The 24,117-nt window shown below is 70.5% G+C and carries 12 protein-coding genes; 2 read left to right on the top strand and 10 right to left on the bottom strand.

Going from position 1 to position 24,117, the window contains the following annotated elements; genetic code table 11:
- Positions 1 to 56 precede the first annotated feature (56 nt).
- Positions 57 to 533: a redoxin family protein gene (locus ACW7GZ_RS04640; RefSeq protein ID WP_457003701.1), complete on the top strand. Its 477-nt coding sequence runs from the start codon at positions 57 to 59 to the stop codon at positions 531 to 533.
- A 4-nt stretch (positions 534 to 537) separates the two neighbouring features.
- Here the strand turns inward: ACW7GZ_RS04640 and pbpC are convergent, their stop codons facing one another.
- From pbpC to mtnA, 4 genes are all read right to left on the bottom strand, one after another.
- Positions 538 to 2,910, bottom strand: coding sequence for a penicillin-binding protein 1C (pbpC, locus tag ACW7GZ_RS04645; protein ID WP_457008098.1), 2,373 nt, complete (start codon positions 2,908 to 2,910; stop codon positions 538 to 540).
- Between the two features lie 95 nt (positions 2,911 to 3,005).
- Complete coding sequence (locus ACW7GZ_RS04650; protein WP_457008100.1) at positions 3,006 to 7,928, bottom strand: alpha-2-macroglobulin family protein; 4,923 nt, start codon at positions 7,926 to 7,928, stop codon at positions 3,006 to 3,008.
- Positions 7,929 to 8,025: 97 nt separating this feature from the next.
- Positions 8,026 to 10,761 carry a DNA gyrase subunit A gene (gene gyrA / locus ACW7GZ_RS04655; RefSeq protein ID WP_457008102.1) on the bottom strand — a complete coding sequence of 912 codons (2,736 nt, stop codon included), beginning with the start codon at positions 10,759 to 10,761 and terminating at the stop codon, positions 8,026 to 8,028.
- A gap of 503 nt (positions 10,762 to 11,264) precedes the next feature.
- Positions 11,265 to 12,335, bottom strand: coding sequence for an S-methyl-5-thioribose-1-phosphate isomerase (mtnA, locus tag ACW7GZ_RS04660; protein WP_457008104.1), 1,071 nt, complete (start codon positions 12,333 to 12,335; stop codon positions 11,265 to 11,267).
- A 134-nt stretch (positions 12,336 to 12,469) separates the two neighbouring features.
- On the opposite strand from mtnA, the gene ACW7GZ_RS04665 reads away from it, so the two are divergent.
- Positions 12,470 to 13,273 (top strand): CPBP family intramembrane glutamic endopeptidase, encoded by an 804-nt coding sequence (locus ACW7GZ_RS04665; protein ID WP_457008106.1) that lies wholly within the window; start codon positions 12,470 to 12,472, stop codon positions 13,271 to 13,273.
- 21 nt (positions 13,274 to 13,294) lie between these two features.
- On the opposite strand, the gene epmA is transcribed toward ACW7GZ_RS04665, so the two are convergent.
- The 6 genes from epmA to ACW7GZ_RS04695 form a co-directional block, all read right to left on the bottom strand.
- Complete coding sequence (epmA, locus tag ACW7GZ_RS04670; RefSeq protein WP_457008108.1) at positions 13,295 to 14,245, bottom strand: EF-P lysine aminoacylase EpmA; 951 nt, start codon at positions 14,243 to 14,245, stop codon at positions 13,295 to 13,297.
- Positions 14,242 to 14,721 carry an N-acetyltransferase family protein gene (locus ACW7GZ_RS04675; protein WP_457008110.1) on the bottom strand — a complete coding sequence of 160 codons (480 nt, stop codon included), beginning with the start codon at positions 14,719 to 14,721 and terminating at the stop codon, positions 14,242 to 14,244. The genes epmA and ACW7GZ_RS04675 overlap by 4 nt, the downstream gene beginning before the upstream one ends.
- The gene (ligA, locus tag ACW7GZ_RS04680; RefSeq protein WP_457008112.1) at positions 14,718 to 17,105 is read right to left on the bottom strand and encodes an NAD-dependent DNA ligase LigA; all 2,388 of its coding nucleotides are present in this window, start codon (positions 17,103 to 17,105) and stop codon (positions 14,718 to 14,720) included. Before ligA ends, ACW7GZ_RS04675 begins: the two co-directional genes overlap by 4 nt.
- Before the next feature lie 276 nt (positions 17,106 to 17,381).
- The gene (gene zipA / locus ACW7GZ_RS04685; RefSeq protein WP_457003687.1) at positions 17,382 to 18,137 is read right to left on the bottom strand and encodes a cell division protein ZipA; all 756 of its coding nucleotides are present in this window, start codon (positions 18,135 to 18,137) and stop codon (positions 17,382 to 17,384) included.
- Between the two features lie 19 nt (positions 18,138 to 18,156).
- On the bottom strand, positions 18,157 to 21,669 hold the full coding sequence (smc, locus tag ACW7GZ_RS04690; protein WP_457008114.1) for a chromosome segregation protein SMC: 3,513 nt from the start codon (positions 21,667 to 21,669) through the stop codon (positions 18,157 to 18,159).
- 143 nt (positions 21,670 to 21,812) lie between these two features.
- The gene (locus ACW7GZ_RS04695; RefSeq protein ID WP_457008116.1) at positions 21,813 to 24,050 is read right to left on the bottom strand and encodes an LVIVD repeat-containing protein; all 2,238 of its coding nucleotides are present in this window, start codon (positions 24,048 to 24,050) and stop codon (positions 21,813 to 21,815) included.
- Positions 24,051 to 24,117: the final 67 nt, after the last annotated feature.

Genomic DNA, 24,117 nt, shown 5'->3' on the forward strand with positions numbered 1-24,117 from the left:
CCATGGTGCGAGCGGCGGCGATTCCCCGCCACCCGCGCGAACACGGAGCCATCCCCATGACCATCCAGACCGGCGACGCCATCCCCGAGGTCACGCTGAAGCACATCGACGACGGCGTGCAGACCATCGACACGCCCACCCTGTTCGCGCACAAGAACGTGGTGCTGTTCGCGGTGCCGGGCGCGTTCACGCCGACCTGCTCGGAGCGCCACCTGCCGGGCTTCGTCGAACGCTTCGACGAATTTCGCGAGCGCGGGATCGAAGTTGCGTGCATGGCCGTCAACGATCCCTTCGTGATGCAGGCCTGGGGCGAGAGCCAGGGCGTTCCGGCGGGCCTGCGCATGCTGTCCGACGGCAACGGCGACTTCGCCCGCGCGCTCGGCCTCGAAATGGATGGCACCGCCTTCGGCATGGGCATGCGCAGCAAGCGCTTCGCGCTCTACGCCGAGGACGGCGTGGTCAAGCAACTGTTCGTCGAGGCCCCGGGCGAGTTCAAGGTGTCGTCCGCGGAGCACGTGCTCGGCGCGATCTGAGGCCTCAGCCGCCGACGTCGAAGGCCAGGCTGGCCCAGGCGCCGCCTTCGGCCAGCGCGGTCAGCTGCTGGCGGCCGGGTTCGCCGAATTCGCGCCACAGCAGCTGGCGGCCGCGGGTCTCACCGACCCAGCGGCCGTTGAGCAGCCACTGCACGTCGCCGTCGATGCCCACCGCGCGCAGGGCAAGCCGCGGCGGCTTGGCCGAGCCGGGGGCACGCAGCAGCAGCGCGCCATCGTTGACACCCTCGATGCGCATCGCCACCGCCTGGCCGCGGCCATCGTCGCTGCAGCCTGGCGCCAGTGGCGGCAAGCGCGAGGCCTCGCGTTCCGCAGCGCCAAGCCACGGTGACGCCAGCGCCGGCCAGCGCGCGACGTGGCGCGTGCGTCGCTCGTGCGTCCCGGCACAACCGGCGGTAAGCCGGCGGCCACTGGCGGCATCCACTTCGATCCGCTCGAGCACCGGTGCCCAGCTGCGCGCGTCGCGCTCGGGCAGCGTGGGCGGCACGGCGCCATCAAGCACCCAGGTCTGCATCCGCCGATGGCACGCGCCTTCGGGCTGGGCCTCCGCCGCAGTGCCAAGCGGCCAACACGTCTCGCGCCCGGTGACGTTGGCCGGCGGCGGCATGCGCGCGCCGTCGCCAGGCCGCTGCGGCAGGCTGTCCACCACCTCGAACAGCAGGGGCAGCGCGGTCACGGCGCCGTACTGGCCCGGTAGCGGCGTGCCGTCGGGACGCCCGACCCAGACGCCCACCGTATACCGGCGCGTGGTGCCCAGCGCCCAGGCATCGCGATAGCCGTAGCTGGTCCCGGTTTTCCAGGCCACCCGCGGACGCCGGCCGGTGTCGAAGGTGTCGGCGCGCTCGCCCGGACGCGGGTTGGCGGCGAGGATTTCGTGCACGATCCAGGCCGCGCCCGGCGACAGCAGGCGGCGCTCGACCAGCGGCTCGCCTGCGGCGTAACGCACGCGCCCGGCGATCCCGCCGCGCGAAAGCGCGGCCTGCGCGCCGACCAGGTCCTCCAGCCGCGCGCCGGTTCCGCCGAGGATCAGCGTGAGGTTCGGCTGCGCACCGCGAGGGAAGCGCAGGCCGATCCCGGCGTGGTCCAGCCGCGCGGCGAAGCGCGCCGGCCCGACGCGGTCGAGCATGTCCACCGCCGGCACGTTGAGCGACAGGCGCAGGGCATCGGCCACCGACACCGGCCCGTTGAATGCGGCATCGAAATTGCCCGGTCGATAGCCGCCGAACGACTCCGGCGCGTCGACCAGCAGGCTCTGCGAATGCACCAGGCCGTCATCGATCGCCATGCCGTAGACAAAGGGCTTGAGCGTGGAGCCCGGCGAGCGCCACGCGCGCACCATGTCGACGTGACCCAGGCGCGCGGCGTCGCCGAACGCGGCCGTGCCGAGGTAGGCGCGCGCTTGCATGGTGTCGTTTTCGACCACCAGCAGCGCCGCCGAGGTGCGTTCCGGCAGCTGGCCGACGTAGTTTCCAAGGCGCTCCTCCAGCGTGCGCTGCAGGGCGGCGTCGATGGTCGACTCGATGCGATCGGCGTGCGGATCACGCGAACGCAGGCGCTGGGCCAACAGCGCCGCGGACAGCGGCGGCTGCAGGGCGCGCGCGACCACCGGTTCGACCTTCGCGTCATCGACTTCGGCGCGGCCCCAGCGTCCACTGGCGGCCATTCGTTCAAGCACCTTGTCGCGGGCGCGACGTGCCGCCTCGGGCTCCCGGTCGGGACGCAGGCGCGTGGGCGCCTGCGGCAGCACCGCCAGCAGCGCCGCTTCGGCGTGCGACAGCCGCGCAGCGGGCTTGCCGAGGTAGGCCCAGCTCGCCGCCTCTACGCCCTCGATGGTGCCGCCGAAGGGCGCGCGCTCCAGGTACAGGCTGAGGATCTGGTCCTTCGAAAGGTGCGCCTCGAGCTGGATCGCACGCAGCATCTGCCGCGTCTTGCCCGGCAGCGTGCGCCGATGCGGCTCGAGGATACGCGCCACCTGCATGGTCAGCGTGGAGCCACCGGACACGATGCGGCCGCTGCCCGCGGCCTGCCAGGCGGCGCGCAGCAGGGCCACCGGATTCACGCCTGGATGGCGGCGGAACCAGCGATCCTCGTAGGTGAGCAGCGCATCGACGTACAGCGGCGAGACGGTGGCTTCGGACGCCGGGTAGCGCCACACGCCGTCGGCGTCTGCGAAGGCGCGCAGCGGCGTGCCATCGCGCGCGGTGACCAGGGTGGCATGGTCACGTGCCTCGGGCAGCGGCGGCGGGAACGCGAAGTCGAGCGCCAGCAGCGACAACAGCAACGCCACCGTGCCCCAGCGCAGTACCGCCAACAATCGGACCCTCGCGCCGACGGGCCTCGGCGATGGCACCCCGTTCACTGGTCGGATCCTCGTGCGCTATGCCGCGCCCTGCGCCGCTGCGTTCGCACCTGCAGCCGCAGCCCCGGCATCGCGGCATGCCGCAGGGGTCCCGCTCACGGCTGCACCACGCTCATCCGCGCCGGCTGCGCGCGGCCCACGCCGCGCAGCTCCGGCCGGTACATGTCCTCGACCAGCGGCGGCGGCACGGTGTACTCGCCCGGCGTGACCGCGCGCACCAGGTAGAACACGTCCGCGCTGCGCCCGGCATCGAGCTTGATGGCGGCCACGTAGCGGTCGTCGCGGAACTCCTCGTGCAGCAGCTCGGCGGCGCTGCCGCGTTCGTCCAGGCGGATGCCGCCGACCACCACGTCGGCCCACGCCGACGCGTCGCCCAGGTTCATGTTCTCGACCTCGAGGCCCGCCGGCAGCAGATCGGTGACCAGGGCGTCCGGCATGTCGCGATCGGCGGTGACGGTGACGCGCACCACCAGCGCCTCGCCCTCGCGCAGCGCGCGCGGCGTCCATGCCTTGCCATCGGTGGTGTACCACCGGCGCTCGACGCGCAGCACGCTGTCGTCGGGCTCCGGGGCGGCGCGGGGAATGCCGGCGACATCCATGCTCGCGTACAGCGGCGCTTCGCCTTCGGGTACCAGGCGCACGCCCGCGGCCAGGGCCTGGTGGTCGTAGCTCCGCGAGAAGCGGCGCATCGGTTCCAGCGCCTCCTCCACGCCGGCCTCGACCAGGGTGCCGGAGAACGTGCGTCCGGGCGTGCCCGCCAGCGCGCGGCCAAGCCGCGCCAGTGCCGACTGCTCCTGGGTGCTCAAATGGAACCAGCGCGCCTTGCGGCGGGCATCGAGCTCAAGCCCGAGCGTGCGCAGGCCGGCGCTGCGCTTCGCGGTGGCCAGGTCGTGCTCGCGCACCAGGGCCTGCATCAGCGCGGCGTCGCGCAGTGGCGTGCCGTAGTCGCCCAGCCATCCGGGCCGGTCGCCCTTCCAGGCGAAGGCGGCATCCAGCGCCTTGCCACCACGGGCGGCGTCGCCCTGCAGCGACAGTGCAAGCCCCAGATGCGCCAGCGGCATGGCGCTGCGCGCCGCGTCGCGGTCACCGTCGTACAGCGCGCGGAGCGTCCCCAGCGGCGCGCGGTTCACGCGTGCGAGCACATAGCCGGCGTGTGCCTTGTAGGCCAGACGCAGATGGTCGCGGTTGTCGCGGCCGTAGAACTGCTGGCCGTCGGAGAGCAGGTCTTCAGACATGCGCGAAAGCGCCTTCTGCAGCATCGCGTCGGGCACCTGGAAGCCCTCGTCGCGCGCATCCAGCAGGAACTCGGCGATGTACGGCGTCAACATCGGCTCGGTGCCGCCGCTGCCGCCCCACATCGCGAAGTGCCCCGAACTGGACTGCAGCGCGGCCAGTCGTCCCAGCGCGCCCTCCATTCGCCGCAGGCGGTCGTCGCCGGGAAGCGGCGACATGCCGTAGGCCCTGGCGGTGGGCGCATCCAGCATCAGCGCCGCATAGCCCTTGCTGGCAGTCTGTTCCGCGCAGCCGTAGGGATAGCGCAGCACGCCCTCGAGCGCCGCGGCAAATGCGATCGGCGGCGTGGCGCCGAGGGCCAGGCGTGCGTTCACCGATGAAGGCAGCATGCCCTCGGCCAGCGCGGCATCAAGCAGCACCGGCGCCAATGGATCGAGCACCAGGCTGCGCGAACGCAGCACCTGCGGCCAGGGCGCTCGCACCGGCAGGTCGTAGCTGCGGTCGACCGCCACGCCCGGTCCGTCGACCCGCACGCGGACCTTGCCGACCCCATGCCCGTCCAACGCACGCAGCGGGAACGACAGGGTCGAGCGTCCGTCGGCGGCAAGCTTCGCGTTGCGCACGCCTTCATCCACGTCCAGGGGCCCGACGCCCTCCACGCGCACGCGGAAGTCGCCGGGTTTGCCGGTGAAGTTGGCCAGGTCCAGCGTCACCGTGCCGCGGTCACCGGGCGCCATCACCCGCGGCATGCCGGCTTCCGCGACCAGCGGTGCGCGCACCAGCAGCTCCGCATCACGGTTGCCGTATGCCTCGTCGCTGAACACCAGCGCCGACACGCGCAGGCTGCCATTGAAGTCCGGCAGCCTGAACTCGACGATCGCATTGCCCTTGCCGTCGAGCGTCACCGGTCCCGAAAACAGGTCAACGGTCTGCACGCGCGCGGTTGGCCGGCGCGCCTGCGGCAGCGCCTCCAGGCCCTGGTCGCCGCCGAAGCGCAGGCGCGCGGTGCCGCCCTCCAGGCTTTCGATTACGCGCCCGTAGATGTCGTAGGCGTCCACGCCCAGCCTGCGCTGGGTGAAGAAGTGGCGGTTGGCGTCCGGCACCGGATAGCGGGTGATGTTGAGGATGCCGACATCGACCGCGGAGACCGTCGCATGCGCGGCCTTGCCGGCCAGCGCGGGCACCGCGAGCGTCACGCGCAGGGTGTCATCGGGCTTCGCCTGCTTCGGCAAGGACAGGCCCACCGCCACGCGCCGGTCGCCACGCTCCATCGGCACGTGGGCCACGCCGACCGCGCGGGCCGGCGTCACCTTGCTTGCCGCGCTGCCGCCACGGAACACCAGAGCGGTCACATAGACATCGTGGCGCTCCCAGTCGGCGGTCACCGGGATGCTGTACTTGCTTCCGGCCTTGGCGTCGATCGCCTGCACGTACAGCAGGCTGTCGCTTTCCACCAGCAGCAGGCCCTTGCCGGCATGCGGCGGCGTGACCGTGACCTCCATGGTGTCGCCGGCGCGATATCCGGTGCGGTCCAGCGCCAGCTTGACCTTGTCGGGCCGCGCATCCAGGCCGCGATTGTCGTCGTTCCAGCTCCAGCCGGCGTTGAAGGGATAGCGCGTGACCAGCCCCGTCTCCGGGTCGCGGATCTCGACGCGGTAGCCGCCCCACTCCACCGGCAGATCGACGCGGACGGCGGATTGCCCGGCATCGATGGCCCGCGTTTCCACCACCTCGAAGCGGCTGGTGTGGCTGTAGTCCCAGCCAGCGTCGTCGTCGAAATTCCAGTGATAGTCACGATGCTCGCGCACCAGCTTCAGTTCGAGTCCGGCGAGCGGGCGCGGCGTGCCCTCCGCGTCGACGCGGAGGATCTCGAAGCCGGCCCGCGCGTTGGCATCGCTGCCGTCCTCGTCGTCGAACAGCGGGCGCACGCCGACCAGGGCGTCGGCCGGCCAGAGCACGCGCTGCAGGCTGCGGTTGACCGTGCGACCGCCGCTCTCGTACAGGCTGCCGGCCAGCACAACCGACACCGGCGTGTCACCGCGCACCTCGGCGGGCAGCGGCAGCGCCTGCGTGAGCTTGCCTGCATCATCGAGCGTGGCATCGATCACGTCGCGCGCCTCGCGCGGCAGCGACACGGTGGGGTCGCCGAAGAAGTATCCGGGCAGCGACTCCACCGGGTGCTGTTCCACCGCGACCGCGAGGCGTGCCGTGAAGCGGTTGCCCGCGGCCGGCGCACCGTACAGATAGGCACCGGCGGCCTCCAGCCGCAACGCGTCACCCTTGGCCAGGCGCGCCTGCGCGCTGTCGAGCTCGAGCTTCATGCGTTCGGGCAGGAATTCCTCGATCCGCAGCGCCATGCCCTGCACCGCGTCCTTCTCCGCGGGGTCGGTGCGGAACTCGACCTGCCAGCGCCCGGTGGGCGCCTCGACGGGGATCTCCCGCTCGAAGCGGTAGTAGCCCTGCGCACCGGCGTCCAGCCGCGACTCCACGAAGGTCTTGCCGTCGGGCTGCTTCAGGCGCGCGAACAGCGGCTGCGCCTTGCCATCGGCCGCAGCGGGCACCGGCTTGCCGTCGGCGTCGCGCAACAGGGCCGAGACGCGCACGGTTTCGCCCGGGCGGTACAGGTCACGGCCCGACCATGCGAAGACCTCGAACCAGGCCTGCCTGCGGCCGGCCACCGCGAACTCGGAAAGATCCAGCGCGGGCTGGTTGAAAGGCAGCAGCGAGACATCGTTGCCGCGCGTTGCCACCAGGACCTGGGCGGCATCGAGCTTGTGCTTCAGCACGGCGTTGCCGTTGCCGTCGGTCTCGGCCTTGAACACGGTTTCGCCGTTGCCGTCGAGCACGCGCAGCTCAACGCCACCCAGCGCCCCGCCGCCCTGCAGTGAAGCGGTGTGCACGAACAGCTGGTCGGCGTACGCGCGCACGTGCAGGCCGATGTCACTCACGGTGAAGAAGGCGGTGTCGTACATGCCCTCGAAGCTGCCGGCGCGCTTCATGGTGGCGAAGTAGAGGCCGGGCTGCTGCAGCTCGGTGATGTCCTGCAGCGGCAGGTAGGTGACCGCGCGCTCATTGCGCTCGCCGCCCAGCACGAAGCGATTGACGTACACCGGCTCCGCCATCCGCGCCACGCTGCGATCACCGTTGTAGCGGTTGTCCAGTTCCCAGCCGCTGCGCCGGCCACCACGCTGGTACTCGGAGAAGAAGCGCGCCAGCTCGGAGTCGCGCACGCGCAGGAACTCGACGTCGACTTCCTCCACGTTCACCGACACCACGGGCAGACCGCGCGATTCGCGCGCGGGCAGGACGCTGCCCTGAGAGGCGAAGCCGGCCGCGGGGTCCAGCTCCCCGGTATGGACCTTCTGCTCGATGTCGCGGCCAAGCGTGCTGCCGTCGGCGGCGGTGAGCGCGGCAGAGATGCGCAGCGTGTAGTCGCGATCGGCCTGGACGAAGGGGAAGCGCAGCACGCGGCCTTCTTCGTCCAGGCTCCAGCCGCTGTCTGCGGCCACGGGTTCGGCGAAGGTCAGCAGCGTGTCGAAGTCCTGGGTGCCGACCAGCGGCTGCGAGAACTCGACCGCCAGCGCGAGCGATCCTTCGGCCTGGTCCGGCCAGGCCCGTACCAGCCCGAAGCCCTGCACCTCCGCGCGCTCGGCGACGATGGCCTCGCCGCTGGGCGCGGGAAGCTGGCCGCCTTCATTGCGCGTGCAGCCCACGGCCAGCAGCGCCAGCAGCACCATGGCCGCGACGCAAAGCCGCAGCTCGATCGAACGGTTGCTTCCCTTCATTGCCGGTCCATCCTCAGGAGTCACCGGCAGTATAGAAGCGCCGGCAGTCCCGACGGCAACGCATCAGGGCGCGAAACGGGGTTCCGCCGTCGCCGTATCAGCCGGCGTCGCTGGTGTCGTCACCGCCTTCTTCGGACACAACCGGGGATTCAACGCTCCCGACTGCATCGACGCCAACGCCTGCATCAGGATCGACTTCGATATCGCCGTCGCCATCTACGATCGAGCCATCCACGCGCTCGATCGCCTGCAGGCGCTCGCCCTCGCCCAGCCGGATCAGGGTCACGCCCTGGGTGTTGCGGCTGACCACCGAGATCTCCGCGGCGCGGGTGCGGACCAGGGTGCCGCCGTCGGAGATCAGCAGCACCTCGTCGTCGCGGCTGAGCAGCACCGCTGCCACCAGGGCGCCGTTGCGCTCGGTGGTCTGGATGCCGATCACGCCCTGGGTGCCACGGCCCTTGCGCGGGTATTCCGCCAGGCGCGTGCGCTTGCCGTAGCCGTTGGCGGTGGCGGTGAGGATGTAGGCATCCGGCTCGCCCTCGCGCTCGCCCTCGACCTCGCCCTCGACGCCCTCGGCGGCCACGTCCTCGTCGTCGAGCTCGATCACGTTGTCAGCGGGATCGGCCACGATCAGGCCGACCACGCATTCGCCCCCGGCCAGGCGGATGCCGCGCACGCCGGTGGCGGTGCGGCCCATGGCGCGCACCGCGGACTCGTCGAAGCGCACGGCCTTGCCGTTGCTGGCGAACAGCATGATGTCGCGGCTGCCGTCGGTCAGCTCGGCCCCGACCAGGGCATCGCCATCCTCGAGGTTGATCGCGATCTTGCCGCGCTGCAGGCGGTAGGCGAACTCGGTGAGCGGGGTCTTCTTGACCGTGCCGCGGCGCGTGGCGAAGAACACGTACTGGTCCTCGCGGTACTCGCGCACCGGCTGCACGGCCTGCACCTTCTCGCCCTCTTCCAGCGGCATCCAGTTGACCAGCGGGCGGCCGCGCGCGTTGGCGCCGGCCTCGGGCAGCTGGTGCACGGGCAGCCAGAACACGCGCCCACTGCTGGTAAAGGCCAGCAGCGTGTCATGGGTATTGACCAGCCAGAGCTGCGCGATGAAGTCCTCGTCCTTCGTGGCCGCGGCGTTGCGGCCGCGGCCGCCGCGCTTCTGCGCGCGATAGGCGCTGACCGGCTGGCGCTTGGCGTAGCCGGCCTGGGACACGGTGACCACCACGTCCTCGGGTTCGATCAGGTCGAGGATGTCGAGGTCTTCCTCGCTGGCGCGGATCTCGCTGCGGCGCGGGTCGCCGTACTCTTCCTTGACGTTGCGCAGCTCGGTGCGGATCACTTCCAGCAACACTTCCGGATCTTCCAGGATCTCGATCAGGGCGCGGATGGCTTCGAGCAGCTGGCGGTATTCCTCGGTGAGCTTTTCCTGCTCCAGCCCGGTCAGGCGGTGCAGGCGCATCTCGAGGATCTGCTGCGCCTGGACGTCGGTCAGCTGGTAGCCGCCCTCGAGCAGGCCGACGCCGCCGGGCAGGTCTTCGGGGCGCGACGCCTCGGCGCCGGCCGCGGCCAGCAGGCTGCCGACAAGGCCCGGCTGCCACAGGCGCGCGAGCATGCGTTCCTTCGCCTCCTGCGGATTGTCCGAGGTCTTGATCAGCTCGATCATCTCGTCGATGTTGGCGAGCGCGACAGTCAGGCCTTCGAGGATATGGGCGCGGCTGCGCGCCTTGCGCAGCTCGAAGATCGTCCGGCGCGTGACCACTTCGCGGCGGTGGCGCAGGAAGGCTTCGAGGAACTCCTTGAGGTTCAGCAGACGCGGGCGGCCATCGACCAGCGCCACCATGTTGATGCCGAACACCGACTCCATCTGGGTCTGCTGGTACAGGTTGTTCAGCACCACGTCGGCGGAGTCGCTGCGCTTGATCTCGATGTAGACGCGCATGCCGTCCTTGTCGGACTCGTCGCGCAGCTCGCTGATGCCCTCGAGCTTCTTCTCCTTCACCAGCTCGGCGATCTTCTCGATCATCCGCGCCTTGTTCACCTGGTAGGGAAGCTCGGTGACGATGATCGATTCGCGGCCGTTGTCGGCGATCTCGATATCCGCCTTCGCGCGCATGCGAACGCGGCCGCGGCCGGTGCGGTAACCCAGGTGGATGCCGCCGACGCCGTTGATGATGCCACCGGTGGGGAAGTCCGGACCGGGGATATATTCCATCAGGCCATCGATGTCGATGTCCGGATCGGCGATGAGCGCGATCAGCGCATCGATCACCTCGCCCAGGTTGTGCGGCGGGATGTTGGTGGCCATGCCGACCGCGATGCCGGCCGAGCCGTTGACCAGCAGGTTCGGGAACCGGGTCGGCATGACCGTCGGTTCGTGTTCCTTCTCGTCGTAGTTGGGCTGGAAATCGACGGTGTCCTTGTCGATGTCGGCCATCAGCTCGTGCGCCATGCGCGACATGCGCGCCTCGGTGTAGCGCATCGCCGCGGCGGGGTCGCCGTCGACGGAACCGAAGTTGCCCTGCCCGTCGACCAGCATGTAGCGCAGCGAGAACGGCTGCGCCATGCGCACCAGGGTGTCGTATACCGACTGGTCGCCGTGCGGATGGTATTTACCGATCACGTCACCGACGATTCGCGCCGACTTGTAGTAGGGCTTGTTGCTGTGCGCGCCGAGCTCGTGCATCGCGAACAGCACGCGGCGGTGCACCGGCTTGAGCCCGTCGCGGACGTCGGGGAGCGCGCGGCCCACGATCACGCTCATGGCGTAATCGAGATAGCTGCGACGCATCTCGTCCTCGAGATTGATCGGGATGATTTCCTTGGCGAGCTCAGCCATTGCGACCCTTCAGAATGGTTCGGAAGACTGCCTCCAAACGCTGCGCCGGAGTCCGCGCGCATGTCTCGGCAGAACCTCGGGATTCTATCACACTGGACCGTTCCCTGCCCGGCCGATATCGCAGAAAATCAATGGCTTGCGAGGATATCGGGCATGGTTTGCGAACGTACCGGACACGTCCGCCATCGCCGACGCTTTTGTAGGAGCAGCTAAAGCTGCGATAGCGCAAAGACAGGGAAAAGCCTTTCAGCCACGGATTTACACGGATCAGGCGAATCACGCGGATTACGCCGAGGCCATGCCTACAGTCCGCTCCGATCCGGCTAGTCTTTCAGAGTGGCTTCTGGCAACAAGCTTGCCCCGGCCTGATCCGCCTGATCCGCGTAAATCCGTGGCCAAAGATGCTCTTGGCTTTTTTGCCTGGGTGCGGTCGCAGCTATAGCTGCTCCTACACATGGGGTGTCGCGGAGGGGAGACGAAGACGGCTTGTGGGAGCCGCACGCTCAGTTCCCGAAGAGCGCGCGCATCGATGCTTCGTCCGGGCGCTCGACGATGCCCTTCTCGGTCACGATGGCGTCGATGAGCGCGGCCGGCGTGACGTCGAACACCGGGTTCCATGCCTGCACGCCCTCGGCGACGGTGCGGCTGCCGCCCGCGCCAAGCAGTTCGCCGGGGTCGCGCTCTTCGATGTCGATCAGATCACCCGACGCGGTGGCCATGTCGACCGTCGATGACGGCGCCACCACCATGAACTTCACCCCGTGGTGGCGCGCGGAAATCGCCAACTGGTAGGTGCCGATCTTGTTGGCGACATCGCCGTTGGCACAGATGCGGTCTGCGCCGACCACCACCCACTGCACCTTGCCGCCAAGCATCAGGTGCGAAGCTGCGGCGTCGGCAATCAGGGTGGCGTCGATGCCGTCCTGCTGCAGCTCCCACACCGTCAGCCGCGCACCCTGGTTCCATGGCCTGGTCTCACCCGCGAACACACGCCCGACGCGGCCCTGGGCAACGCCGGCGCGGATCACGCCCAGCGCGGTGCCGAAGCCGGCGGTGGCCAGCGAGCCGGTGTTGCAATGGGTGAGCACGCCGCTGCCGGCTTGGATGAGCGAGGCGCCCAGGACGCCCATCGCACGGTTGGCCGCCAGGTCTTCGGTCTCGATGGCGCGTGCCTCGGCCTCGAGCGCGGCGCCCCAGTCGCTGCCCTCGCCGGCCTGCGCGCGAAACAGCGCGGCGCGCATGCGCCCCAGCGCCCAGGCCAGGTTGACCGCCGTGGGCCGCGCCGCGTTGAGCCGCTGCAGCGCGGGTTCGAGCCGCTCGGCCGCCTGCGCGGCATCATCGGCTTCGATGTCGTGCGAAGCGAGCACCGCGCCCCAGGCCGCGGCGATGCCGATCGCCGGCGCACCGCGCACCGCAAGCGCATGGATCGCCGCGGCCACCGCGCCGCTGTCGGCGCAGGTGACGTATTCGGTGGTGAAGGGAAGCTTGCGCTGGTCCAGCAGTTCCAGCGCGTCGCCGGTCCAGCGGATCGGGCGGATGCGGTCGTAGCGGGCATAGTCGATGGTGTCGGTCATGCACCGGATTCTACCGGCGGCCACTTGGATATCCGCAGCCGGCGCAGCCTGTGCATTGTTGCCGCGAAGCGCCATCCGCGAACCCTGACAGTTGTCACTATCCCCAAGCCGCCCCTGTCGAGAACAATGCGGTCATGCAAGCGCAGCGCAAAACCCTGTCCCTGGCGTCGCTGGCACTGCGCCTGGCCGTACTCATGGTCGTTGTCCTGACCTGCTGGCGCATCGGAGTGACGGTACTCCCCGGCAGCGCGCCGGAATCGCGCATCGCGCTCGGCGCCGGCCTCTCCTGCGCGGTACTGATCACCGTGCTGCTGCTGGCGCGCTTCGACCGCCTGCCGCGCGCAGTTCTGGGCCATCACGGAGCGGCGGCCAATGCCCGCGCGTTCCTGCTTGGTGTGGCCCTCTGGCTGGTGCCCGCCCTGATCGGCATCGGCCTGTGCGTGGCACTGGGCTGGGCCACCGTGTCGCTGCGCGCATCGCCCGCGGAGTGCCTGGGCACGCTCGCACTGGTGGGCCTGGCGGTATTTCTGGTGGAAGCCTTCCCCGAGGAACTCGCCATGCGCGGCTACGTGCAGGGCATGCTCGGGACCCGGTTCCCGCCATGGGTGGCCCTGCTGCTGCAGGCCGCCCTGTTCCTCGGCTTCGCCTGGGCGCTGGGCGCGATGTCGACGCCGTCGCAACAGATGCTGCTTCCCGGGTTCGCGCTGATCCTTGGCTATGCCCGTGCTGTCGGCGGCAGCGTCTGGGTCCCGATGGGCGTGCATGCGGCCTGGATGACCACGACGCAGGCCATGTCGCCGGGCTACGGGCTCGTCGTGGTCGAAGGCCTCCAAGCCCTGCAGTTCATCGCCTTTGCACTGCTGCCCTCGGCCGCGATCGGCAGCGTGCTCGCGATCCGTGCGCCCGGCTTTTCCTGGACCCGCCGAGCGCAGCGCTGACCAGCGCGGCCGATGGCCGGATCAAGCCCCGGCGAAATCGAAGGCGAGGACGTCGGCAATCGCGCCGCTGCCGAGCATGGCCATCAACAGCCGGTCGATGCCCAAGGCCACGCCCGAACACTCGGGCAAGCCGGCGCCAAGTGCATCAAGAAGGGCTTCGTCAACCGGAGGCAGCGCCGCACCGCGCAGCGAGCGAACGGCGCGATCACGCTCGAAGCGTGCGCGCTGCTCTGCGGCATCGGTCAGCTCATGGTAGCCGTTGGCCAGTTCGAGCGGGCCGAGATAGAGTTCGAAGCGCTCGGCGACGTCGACGTCGTCGCGGCGCACGACCTTCGCCAGCGCGCACTGCGAGGCGGGATAGTCATGCATCGCCAGCAGCTGCCCCGGCGGGAACGCCGGCTGGATGCGGTGGGTCATCAGCAGGTCGAGCCAGTCGTCGCGGGTCAGGCCTTCCGGATCGACCTGGCCCGGGAACGCGGCCTGCAGCCGGTCGATGGGCGCGGTCAACGGATCAAGGTCGAGCGCCTCCTGGTAGACCTCGCGGAACGAGGCCTTGCGCAGGGTCGCGTCGCGTCCGACCAGGGCGAGTGCGGCGCGCACGATCTCCGCGGTTTCGTCGATCAGCGGGTCCAGCGCCCAACCCACGCGGTACCACTCGAGCATGGTGAACTCGGGATTGTGGCGGCCGCCGGCCTCGCCGTCGCGGAACACGCGGCCAAGTTCGTAGCAGTCGCCGATGCCCTCGGCGAGCAGGCGTTTCATCGGATATTCGGCCGAGGTGCGCAGCCAGCGCGTGCGCGGCGCGCCCCCGGTGCGGCCGCTGAACGCGACGGTGAACGAGTCGATGTTGGGATCGGCATTGCCGGCACGCGACATCACCGGCGTTTCGACTTCGAGCACGCCGCGGGCGTCGAAGAAGTCGCGCACCAGGCGATTGAGCCGCGCGCGCAGGCGCAGTGCCTCGTGGCTCATGCGCCCCCTCCGGCGATTGCGAGGCTGAGGATGTCGCGGTCGTCGTCGCGGAAACCGTGGCGAAGATAGAGCGCCTTCGCGCGTGGGTTGTGGCGGTTCACCTCCAGCCGCGCGACCTCGGCGCCCTGCCCGCGCGCCCAGTCGCAGGCCGCCGCCAGCAGCGCGCCACCCAGGCCGCGACCGCGGGCAGCCGGCTCCAGGTACAGCTCGTCGACCAGCACGTGGCGACCGCCCTGCTCGATGCTGAAGCACCAGCCCAGCACGAGGTAGCCCACGCGATCGCCCCCGACCTCGGCGAACAGCGCAGCGCCGAGCGAGGCATCGGCCACCAACTGTTCGAGTCCACGACGCACGCGCGGCTCGTCGAGCGGGATCCGGTCCTCGGCATAGAAACAGCGCAGCATGCCAAGCAACGCCGGCAGTTCGTCGCGTCCGACCGGGCGCAGTGCCAGCGTCCCCGCGGCCGCCTCGCTCACGAATGCTCTCCCAGGAACGCCAACAGCCGCGCCTCGTCCCAGACTTCGATGCCGAGTTCGGTAGCCTTGGCCAGCTTGGAGCCCGCCTCGGCGCCGGCGACCAGGAAACCGGTCTTCTTCGAAACGCTGCCCGAGACCTTGGCGCCGAGCGCCTCCAGCTTCGCCTTGGCTTCGTCGCGACCCATGACGTCGAGCGTGCCAGTGATCACCACCGTCACGCCGTCGAGCGGACCGGCGCTCGCCGCACCGCTTTCGGGCAGCGCCGCCAGCAGCTCGGCCTGCATCGCCGCGGCGGCGAGCAGCGTGCGCGCGTTGGCCGCGTCGGACAGCCACTCCGCCACTGCGTACGCGGTCTCGTCGGGCAGCCCGGCGATCACGAAATTGTGCCGCTCCTGGTCGAGCAGCGTCGCGGCATCCGCAAAACTGTCGGCCAGCTGCTTCGCGCGCAGCGGCGTCAGCTTTGGAACGCCGAGATCGGCAAGCAGCGTGGCGAGCACCAGCCCTTCGCGCAGCTTCGGCGAAGGCGGGTGTGCGTCGGTGATGCGCACGCCGGCGTCCAGCAGCGCATCGATCACCGCCTGGTTGCCGGGCTGGTCGAGGAAGTGCCCAAGCGCGCGCGCGACCTCGTCGCCGATGTCGGGCACGCGCTTGAACAGCGGCCAGGGCGTGCGCCGGATGCGGTCGAGATCACCAAACCATGCGGCCAGCGCCTTGGCCGTGCTCTCGCCCACGTTCTCGATGCCGAGCGCGAACAGGAGGCGCTCCAGCGTGGTTTCGCGGCTGCGGTCGATCGCGGCCACCAGGTTCTCCGCCCACTTGGTGGCGACCTTGCCCGACTTCACCGTCTCCGGCGTGGTGCCGTCGCGTTCGTCGGCGCGGCGCTTCATCTCGACGAAGTCGTCGACGCCCAGGCGATAGAGGTCGGCGACGCTCTTCGCGCAGTCGAAGTCCACCAGCGCCTGGATCAGCCGCTCGCCCAGGCCTTCGATGTCCATCGCGCGTCGCGAGGCGAAGTGGAACAGGCCCTGCACGCGCTGCGCCGGGCACACCAGTTCGCCGCTGCAGCGGGCGACCACCTCGCCCTCCTCGCGCACGATCTCCGAGCCGCACACCGGGCAGTTCACCGGCATGCTCCAGGCCGTGGTCCCTTCCGGTCGGCGCTCCGGGATCACCCGCAGCACTTCGGGGATCACGTCGCCGGCGCGGCGCACGATCACCGAATCGCCCACGCGCACGTCCAGGCGCGCGACCTGGTCGGCGTTGTGCAGGGTGGCGCGGGTGACGGTCACGCCGCCCACGTGTACCGGCTGCATCAGCACCCACGGCGTCACCGCGCCGGTGCGGCCGACGTTGACCTCGATCGCCTCGACGATCGTGGCCTCCTCCTGCGCCGGGAACTTGTGTGCGATCGCCCAGCGCGGGGCGCGCGAGACGAAGCCGAGGTCGGCCTGCAGCTCGTGGCTGTCGAGCTTGTAGACCACGCCGTCGATGTCGTACGGCAGGTCGTCGCGAGCGTCGCCGATGCGGCGGTAGTAATCGAGCACGCCGTCCAGGCCGGTCGCGCATTCGACCAGCGGCGACACCGGCAGGCCGAGGGCCCGGAGCCAGGCCAGCACGCCGGAATGGGTGGCCGGGACGCGCACGCCCGCGACCTCGCCGAGCGAATAGGCGAAGAACGCCAGCGGGCGCCTCGCGGTGATCGAGGGATCGAGCTGGCGCAGCGAGCCGGCGGCGCCGTTGCGCGGATTGGCCAGCGGCTTGGCGCCGTGCGCGAGCGCCCGGTCGTTGTAGGCCTTGAAGCCGGCGCGCGGCATGTAGACCTCGCCGCGCACTTCCAGCACTTCGGGAACGCCGGGGCTGATGGTGGCGGCGCCGGCTTCGCCCGTATCAGGGCCGCCCGCATCCCGCAGCCGCAGCGGGATCGCCTTCACCGTGCGCAGATTGGCGGTGACGTCCTCGCCGGTGGCGCCGTCGCCGCGGGTGGCGCCGCGCACGAACAGGCCATCCTCGTAGCGCAGGCTGATCGCGAGGCCGTCGAACTTCGGCTCGACCGAAAATGCCGGCGCGTCCTCCCCGGTCTCGCGCACGATGCGGGCGACGAACTCGGCGACCTCGTCGTCGCTGAAGGCGTTGCCCAGCGACAGCATCGGCACCGCGTGCCGCACCTCGGCGAATTTTCCCGACGGCAGCCCGCCCACGCGCAGCGTCGGCGAATCGGGGCTCTGCAGCGACGGGTCGGCGGCCTCCAGCGCGGTCAGTTCGAGCATGAGGCGGTCGTACTCGGCGTCCGGAAGTGCCGGGTCGTCGAGTACGTGGTAGCGGTGGTTGGCGTCGTCGATCAGGTGGCGCAGTTCAGCGGCGCGCTGCTGGGCAGTTTCGGGCATGGCCGGATTGTCCCCCGGAAGCTGTGGGAGCCGCTACTGGAGGAGCCGCTGACGTGGGAGCCGCCATGGCGGCGATCGCGGCTATAGCCGCTCCCACAATGCGGGATCGCAGCCGATGGCTCCTGTGAGGGATCGCAGCTGGCTGCTGCGTGTCGCGGCTTTTGTGGGAGCCGCTATAGCGGCGATTGCAGCTGCGGTCGCGGCTGCGTCGGCAGATGGCGCCGGATCCAGGTCGCAGCTGTAGCTGCTCCTACGGGGGGGGGGATCCGGGGGGGCTTACCAGTCGGGGCTGCGGGTGATCGGGACGTCCTGCTCGCGGTCGTAGGTGCGCAGCTCTTCGCGCAGGTGCGAGATGCGCTGCCGGCCCAGCGCGTTGCGCTGCTCGTCGAGCAGCACGCCGTCGAGCAGCTCGGCCATGCGTTCGGCGGTGGGCAGCATCGCGTCCCAGGCGTCGAGCGCGGACACCGGCGCCGGCAGGGTCAGGAAGAAGGCGATGGCCGGGGTTTCCAGCGCCTGGATCTCGGCCATCTCGAAGCTGCCGGGGCGGCGGATGTTGGCGACGCTGAACACCGGGCCGCGCTCGGGATGGCCGGCCACCAGACGATGGAAGACGTTGAGGTGGCCGTAGGTCAGCCCCGCCTTTTCGGCAGCGACCACGATGTCCGGGCCGCGCAGCACGTGGCCCGCGCGTGCCGCGATGTAGAGGGTGACGATCTTGTCGAAGTCGTCGCTGACGCGCTGACCGTACTGGCTGACCGTGGCGCCCGCAGTGCCGCCGACAGCGCCGTCGAGCAGGTCCATCTCGGCCTGCATGGCGTCATCGACCGGCGTCTCGCCACCCTCGCCCAGTTCGCGCTCAAGCTGCGCGCCCAGGGTCGGCTCCAAGCGCTCCTCGCGCGCGGCCGGGGTGGACCTGGCCGGCACGCGGCGTCCCTGCGGACTGCGCGGCCTGGTGCCGAAGTACCAGATCGCGCCAAACAGCAGCACGCCCGCGACCAGGATCCCGATCCGCAGCAGCCAAACGTCGCTCATCGTGTTCTCCCTTGTTGGTTCAGGCGGCGCCGACCAGGCGTGCGGCTTCCGCAAGGTCGACCGACACCAGTCGGCTGACGCCGGGCTCGCGCATGGTAACGCCCGAAAGCTGCTTCGCGGCTTCCATCGTCGACTTGTTGTGGGTCACGAACAGGAACTGCACCTTCTCGCTCATCTCGGTGACCAGCGCGCTGAAGCGGCCGACATTGGCCTCGTCCAGCGGCGCGTCGACCTCGTCGAGCAGGCAGAACGGCGCCGGGTTGAGCTGGAAGATCGCGAAGACCAGCGCCACCGCGGTCATCGCCTTCTCACCGCCGGACAGCAGCGAGATGTTGGACACGCGCTTGCCCGGCGGGCGCGCCATGATCGCGACGCCGGTGTCGAGCAGGTCCTCGCCGGTGAGTTCGAGATACGCATGGCCGCCGCCGAACAGGCGCGGATAGATCTCCTGCACGCCCGAGTTGACGCGGTCGAAGGTGTCCTTGAAGCGGCCGCGGGTCTCGCGGTCGATCTTGCGGATGGCGTCCTCCAGCGTGTCCAGCGCCGAGGTGAGGTCGGCGTCCTGGCTGTCGAGGTATTCCTTGCGCTGGGCGGCTTCGGCATGCTCCTGGATCGCGGCCAGGTTGACCGGCTCCAGGCGGCGCAGCTTGGCGTCGAAGTCGGTGACCATGCGGCCCCAGGCGGCGGCCTCGGCCTCGTCGGCCAGGCCGGCGACCACCTCGTCGAGCACGAAGCCGGCCTCGTTCACCGCGGCGGCGAGCTGTTCGGCGTGGATCACCAGCGCCTGCTGGTCGAGGCGGCGCTGGGCGATGGTTTCGCGCTGGGCGATGGCCTGCTCGTCGCGCTGGTGGCGCACCTGTTCGTTGCCGCGCATCGCGGCATCGACCCCGTCGAGCGCGGTGCGCGCCTGCGCCAGGACCTGTTCGGCCTGGACACGCTGGGCAAGCGCGGCCTGGCGCTGCTGTTCGAGCTCATCGACCGGCGTATCGCCAGTGGCGAGCTGCGCGCTGATCTCGCCCAGGCGGCTGTCGAGCTGGCCGCGCTGGCCGCCCATCCGCTGCAGGGCCTGGCGCAGTCCGTTCGCCTGCGTGCGCTGGGCTTCCAGCTGCAGCGCCAGGGCATGGGCCTGTTCGCGCGATTCACGCGCCGCGGTGCGCGCCTGGTCGCGGGCGGCGGCCAGGCGCGCGCGCTCGGCCTCGAACTCGCGGCGCACGCCTTCGAGCTCGGCCATGCGCGACACGGCGTCCTCGAGCCGGCCGCGCGCCTCGCGCGCCTGCTCGCCGCCGCCGGCGATGGACTCGCCAAGCTGGGCGAGTTCGGCATCGATGCGCTCGATGCGGTTGCGTGCGGCGTCCAGCCGGCCCTGTTGGCCCTGGAGCCGGCCGGCAAGCTCCGACACGCTGCGATGCGCGTGGTAAAGCTGGCGCTGGGTGTCCTCGCGCGCCTGTTCGGCCGCCAGCAGGCGCTCGCGGCCGTTGGCCAGCGCCTCTTCAAGTTCGGCCTCGCGCGCCTGCAGCGTTTCAATGCTTTCGCGCAGGGCCTGGATCTCACGCTCGCGCAACAGCGCGCCCTGGCGCGCCGCGTCCGAGCGCAGCACCCGCAGCCAGCCGGCGCCGAGCCTCTCGCCGTCCGGAGTGATCACCGAGTCGCCGGGCTCCAGCCGCGCCTGCAGCGCGCGCGCCTCGGCCAGTGAATCTGCCACGTGCAGCCGCGACAGCAGCCGGCGGATCGCCAGCGGCCCGCGCACGCGCGCGGCCAGCGAAGTCGGCGCGAACGTAGCCCCGCCTTCATCGGCATGCGCGGACGACACCAGAGCGATGCGGCCATCGCCGAGATCCGCCAGCGCGTCGACCAGCGCCTCCGGACTCTCGACCAGCACGCCTTCGATCATCTGTCCCAGCGCGCCCTCGACCGCGTTCTCCCAGCCGGCCTCGACCTCCAGCGCTTCGCCCACGCGGGTGGCGGAATCCAAGCCGTGCTGGCGCAGCCAGGCCATGGCCGCGCCCTGCTCCTGCCCAAGCGCGGCGTTCTGCAGGGTCTCAAGCGAGGACAGCCGGCCGCGGGCTTCCTGCGCCTGCTTGCGGACGTCGGAGATCTCCTGCTGGCTGGCGCGCTGCTGGTCCTGCAGGTCGAGCGCGGCCTGCTTGCGCACGTCCAGGCCTTCGTTGAGGCCTTCCAGCCCGAGCTTCTGCGTCTCGTGTTCTTCGGCAACGCCGGCGAAGGCTTCCGCCAGCGCGTCGAGGTCCAGGCCCGCGCGCTCGGCGGACAGCACGCCGCGGCGGCGGTCGTCGTCGAGCGACTGGCGGTCGAGGTAGTCGACGCGGGTGCGCTCGACATCGGCCGCGCGCGCGGCCTCGGCGGATTCGCGGCTGTGGGCGTCCCAGCGCTCCTGCCAGTCGGCCAGCGCGGCCTCGGCCTCGCGCAGGGCGTCCTGGCGGGCTTCGTCGCTCTCGCGCAGGGCTTCCAGCGCGGGCTCGGCCTCGGCCACCGACTCTTCCAGGATCGCCAGGCGCTCCTCGTCACCGCTGATGTGCTGCGCCAGCTCGGCGATCGCATCCTCGGCCTCTTCGCGGGCGCGAAGCAGGCGCTGCGACAGCTCGCGCTGGTGGGCGATCTGCTGCTCGATGCGCGCCAGCGTGCCGCCGACCTCGTAGCCCGCGGCCTGGGCGCGGTTGAGGGCCTCCATCGCGTCCTCGCGCTCCACGCGGCCTTCTTCAAGCGCGCGCTCGGCCTCGCGCTGCTCGGCGATCAGCTGCTGCAGGCGGGTTTCTTCCTGCGACAGCCCCTCGCGCAGCCGCGACAGCTTCGCATCCAGCGCCCGGAATTCCAGCGCCTTCCACTCGGCCTCGCGGATCCGGCGTTCGGCCTGGATGGCGGTGTACTGCTCGGCCTGCCGCGCCTGCCGCGCGAGATGACCCAGCTGCTTGCCGACCTCCTCGCGCAGGTCATTGAGACGATCGAGGTTTTCGCGGGTGTGGCGGATCCGGGTCTCGGTTTCCTTGCGCCGCTCCTTGTACTTGGAGATGCCGGCGGCCTCCTCCAGGTACACGCGCAGATCCTCGGGCCGGGCCTCGATGATCTGGCTGATCATCCCCTGCTCGATGATCGAATAGCTGCGTGGCCCCAGGCCCGTGCCCAGGAACAGGTCGGTGATGTCGCGCCGGCGGCACTTGGCGCCGTTGAGGTAGTAGTTGCTCTGGCCATCGCGCGAGACCAGGCGCTTGACCGAGATCTCGTTGAAGGCCGCGAACTCGCCGGTGATGGTGTGGTCGCTGTTGTCGAAGATCAGCTCGACGGTGGCCTGCGAGACCGGCTTGCGCGAGGTCGAGCCGGAGAAGATCACGTCGGTCAGCGAATCGCCGCGCAGGCGGCTGGCCGAACTCTCGCCCATCACCCAGCGCACGGCGTCGATGATGTTCGACTTGCCGCAGCCGTTGGGGCCCACCACGCCGGTCATGTTGGTCGGCAGATGGAGCGTGGTCGGATCGACGAATGACTTGAAGCCGGAGAGCTTGATCGTGGACAGGCGCATGCGGCGGTCGGTTGCCTCGGCGGCACACGGGCGGGCCGTGGCGGCGGTCGGTTTCGGGGAAATGCAGCGGGAATGCGGCCCGGAGGCAGCAGCACCGCAGTATAGCGGCACCCGGCTGGGCCGGATGCCGCTACCCCCAAGCCTCAGAAGACGACGTACAGGCTGACCCCGGCGAACGCCTGCAGTCCGGTGACACGGATGTAGTGGAGGCCCGGCTCCGGCGCCTGGATGCGCAGGCCACGGCCGCTGGTCGAACCATCGGCGGCGCCATCCTCCGGCACCGCCTGGTGGCGGGACTCGATGCGCAGCTGACCACTGCCACCACCACCGCCCCTGAGCACCGTCAGGTTGCGCACGCCGGCCGGCACCCGGACGGCGAACAGGAACGAATCGCCTTCCGCACCGGACAGGCCCCGCACCGTTTCCCCGGCGCGCAGCAGCTGGGCATCCGGACCCAGCACGTGGACGCCGGTGTCGCCGCCCAGGGCCAGGAGGCGCTGGTCTCCGGTGGCCAGCAGGCGCTGCGGCGCGGCACCGCCCAAGGACGTCAGCTTCCGCAGCTCCGGGCTGGTGGGATCGCTGACGTCAAGCTCGTGCAGGCCTTCCGCGTCCGCGAACCACACCAGTTCGCCGGCCTGGGCCACGCGGGTGTAGTCCCCCAAGCCGCTGCCCGGGGAGTAGCGCCCGATCACCTCGGGCGCCGCCGGATTGGCGATGTCGACCACGCGCAGGCCCTCTCCGCAGGCGAGGTAGGCGAGGTCCATGGCCTCGTCGACGGCGAGATCGAAGGCCGCGCCGCAGCCGTCGTCGACGTGGGCAAGCTGCCGCGGCGCCCCACTGCCGGACACGTCGAAGACGATCATGCCGCCCGAGTATCCGGATTCGATTTGCGCGCCCTGGGCCATGTAGAGGTAGCCATTGCCGGCATGCAGGCGGTACGGCTGGTTGGCGAGCGGGATCTCCGACAGCAGCGCCGGCGCGCCGGGCTTCGCGATGTCGACCGTCGCCAGCCCGCCTTCATTGGTCCAGCGGCCGACCCAGGCACGGGTTCCTTCGATGGCGATGGTCGCGGCGAACTGGTACGGAAGCCGCGAGACCTCCTTCGGCCCACCCTGCGCGCCGAGATCCACCGCCACCAGCCCGTAGCCCCAGGCCGCCATCCAGGCGATGTCGCCCGCCATGGCCATCTGTTCGAAACTGCGGCCCTCCAGCAATTTCGGCAGGCCGGCCTCCACGCGCGCCAGCGGCGCCAGCGTATCCGGGTCGTTGACCGTCAGGCCGTAGTTCGCCTGCAGCAGCACCGTCTTTCCGTCATGGATCGCGGCGTCCACGGCGCGGACGCCGCCGGGGAGCCAGCCGGTGGCCACCAGCTGCGGCTTGCCGGGCTGGCCGACGTCCAGCGCATGCATGAGATCGGTGCCGGTCTGCAGCAACATGCCCTGTTCGCCCAGCGGCACGGCCCGCCTGCCGGCGAAGGCATCGATCGTGGACTGTGCCACCGCCTGCGGCGCGTCCGGGTCGGCCACGTTCCAGATCCCCATCCCGGGCCCGTAGCCGAAGCTGTAGACATGGTCGCCCAGGCGGGCGCCGGCGGTGGCGGCGGGAATCTCGATCGAGCCACGCTGGGCCATGCCCGCGGCCGTGTCGAAGACCGACAGGTTGTTGCCGATGCCGACCGCGGTCTCCGGGCCGCTGACGACCCGGAATGTGTCGAGGCCGTCCAGGCCGTGGCTCGACGCCACCACCGGGGCTCCAGGCGCGGACACGTCGTACAGGGTGTAGACCGTATTGCCCAGCCAGCCACGACCGCTGGCGTGGATCGTGTCGCCGTGGACCGCCAGGTCCGTGAATTCGGCCGGGAGGCTGCCCACGGCGCTGGCCGCGAAGACCGGCGCCTCCGGATCGTCGAGCTTGCCGACCAGCAGCCCGTGGCCATCGTCGAACAGATAGAGATGGTCGTTGGCCGTGGTCAGGCCGAGGGCGCGCAGCGTGCGATCGCTGTCGAGGTAGGCCTCGTCATCGCGCACCAGTCGCGGGACCCGCGGGTCGGCCAGTGACCAGGTGGCGACGCCGCTGCGACCGTTGTCGCCGCGCCAGCTGGCATAAAGGTGGTCGCCCACGCGCACCAGGCCGTTGATGGGGCCACCCACGGCGTCCGAGGTGTCCAGCCGCACCGGTCGATCAGGTCGGGCGTAGTCCCAGGTCGCGATCACGCGGCCGGTCGGGACGTAGGCAAGCGCGCCGGAAACGACCGGGGCAGCCGCGATCCCGCCGCCGCGCAGCAGGTTGAGCGTGAGCGGCTCGGCGGCTTCGGCGCCCGCGGCAAGGGTGCAGGCCATGGCAGCCGCAAGCGCGGCAGTGAGAAACGGGTTCGGCTTCACGTACGGATCCTCTGTCTTGCTGGGGTGGATCACCGACCTTGGGACCCGACCTGCTGCCGGACACTCC

This window comes from Luteimonas sp. A537 (assembly GCF_054052065.1).

Bases quoted from the DNA above. Each gene is read 5' to 3' on its own strand.
- ACW7GZ_RS04665 (WP_457008106.1), top strand. From the start codon at position 12,470: ATGCAAGCGCAGCGCAAAACCCTGTCCCTGGCGTCGCTGGCACTGCGC.
- ligA (WP_457008112.1), bottom strand. From the start codon at position 17,105: ATGCCCGAAACTGCCCAGCAGCGCGCCGCTGAACTGCGCCACCTGATC.
- gyrA (WP_457008102.1), bottom strand. From the start codon at position 10,761: ATGGCTGAGCTCGCCAAGGAAATCATCCCGATCAATCTCGAGGACGAG.
- epmA (WP_457008108.1), bottom strand. From the start codon at position 14,245: ATGAGCCACGAGGCACTGCGCCTGCGCGCGCGGCTCAATCGCCTGGTG.
- mtnA (WP_457008104.1), bottom strand. From the start codon at position 12,335: ATGACCGACACCATCGACTATGCCCGCTACGACCGCATCCGCCCGATC.
- smc (WP_457008114.1), bottom strand. From the start codon at position 21,669: ATGCGCCTGTCCACGATCAAGCTCTCCGGCTTCAAGTCATTCGTCGAT.
- zipA (WP_457003687.1), bottom strand. From the start codon at position 18,137: ATGAGCGACGTTTGGCTGCTGCGGATCGGGATCCTGGTCGCGGGCGTG.
- ACW7GZ_RS04650 (WP_457008100.1), bottom strand. From the start codon at position 7,928: ATGAAGGGAAGCAACCGTTCGATCGAGCTGCGGCTTTGCGTCGCGGCC.
- ACW7GZ_RS04640 (WP_457003701.1), top strand. From the start codon at position 57: ATGACCATCCAGACCGGCGACGCCATCCCCGAGGTCACGCTGAAGCAC.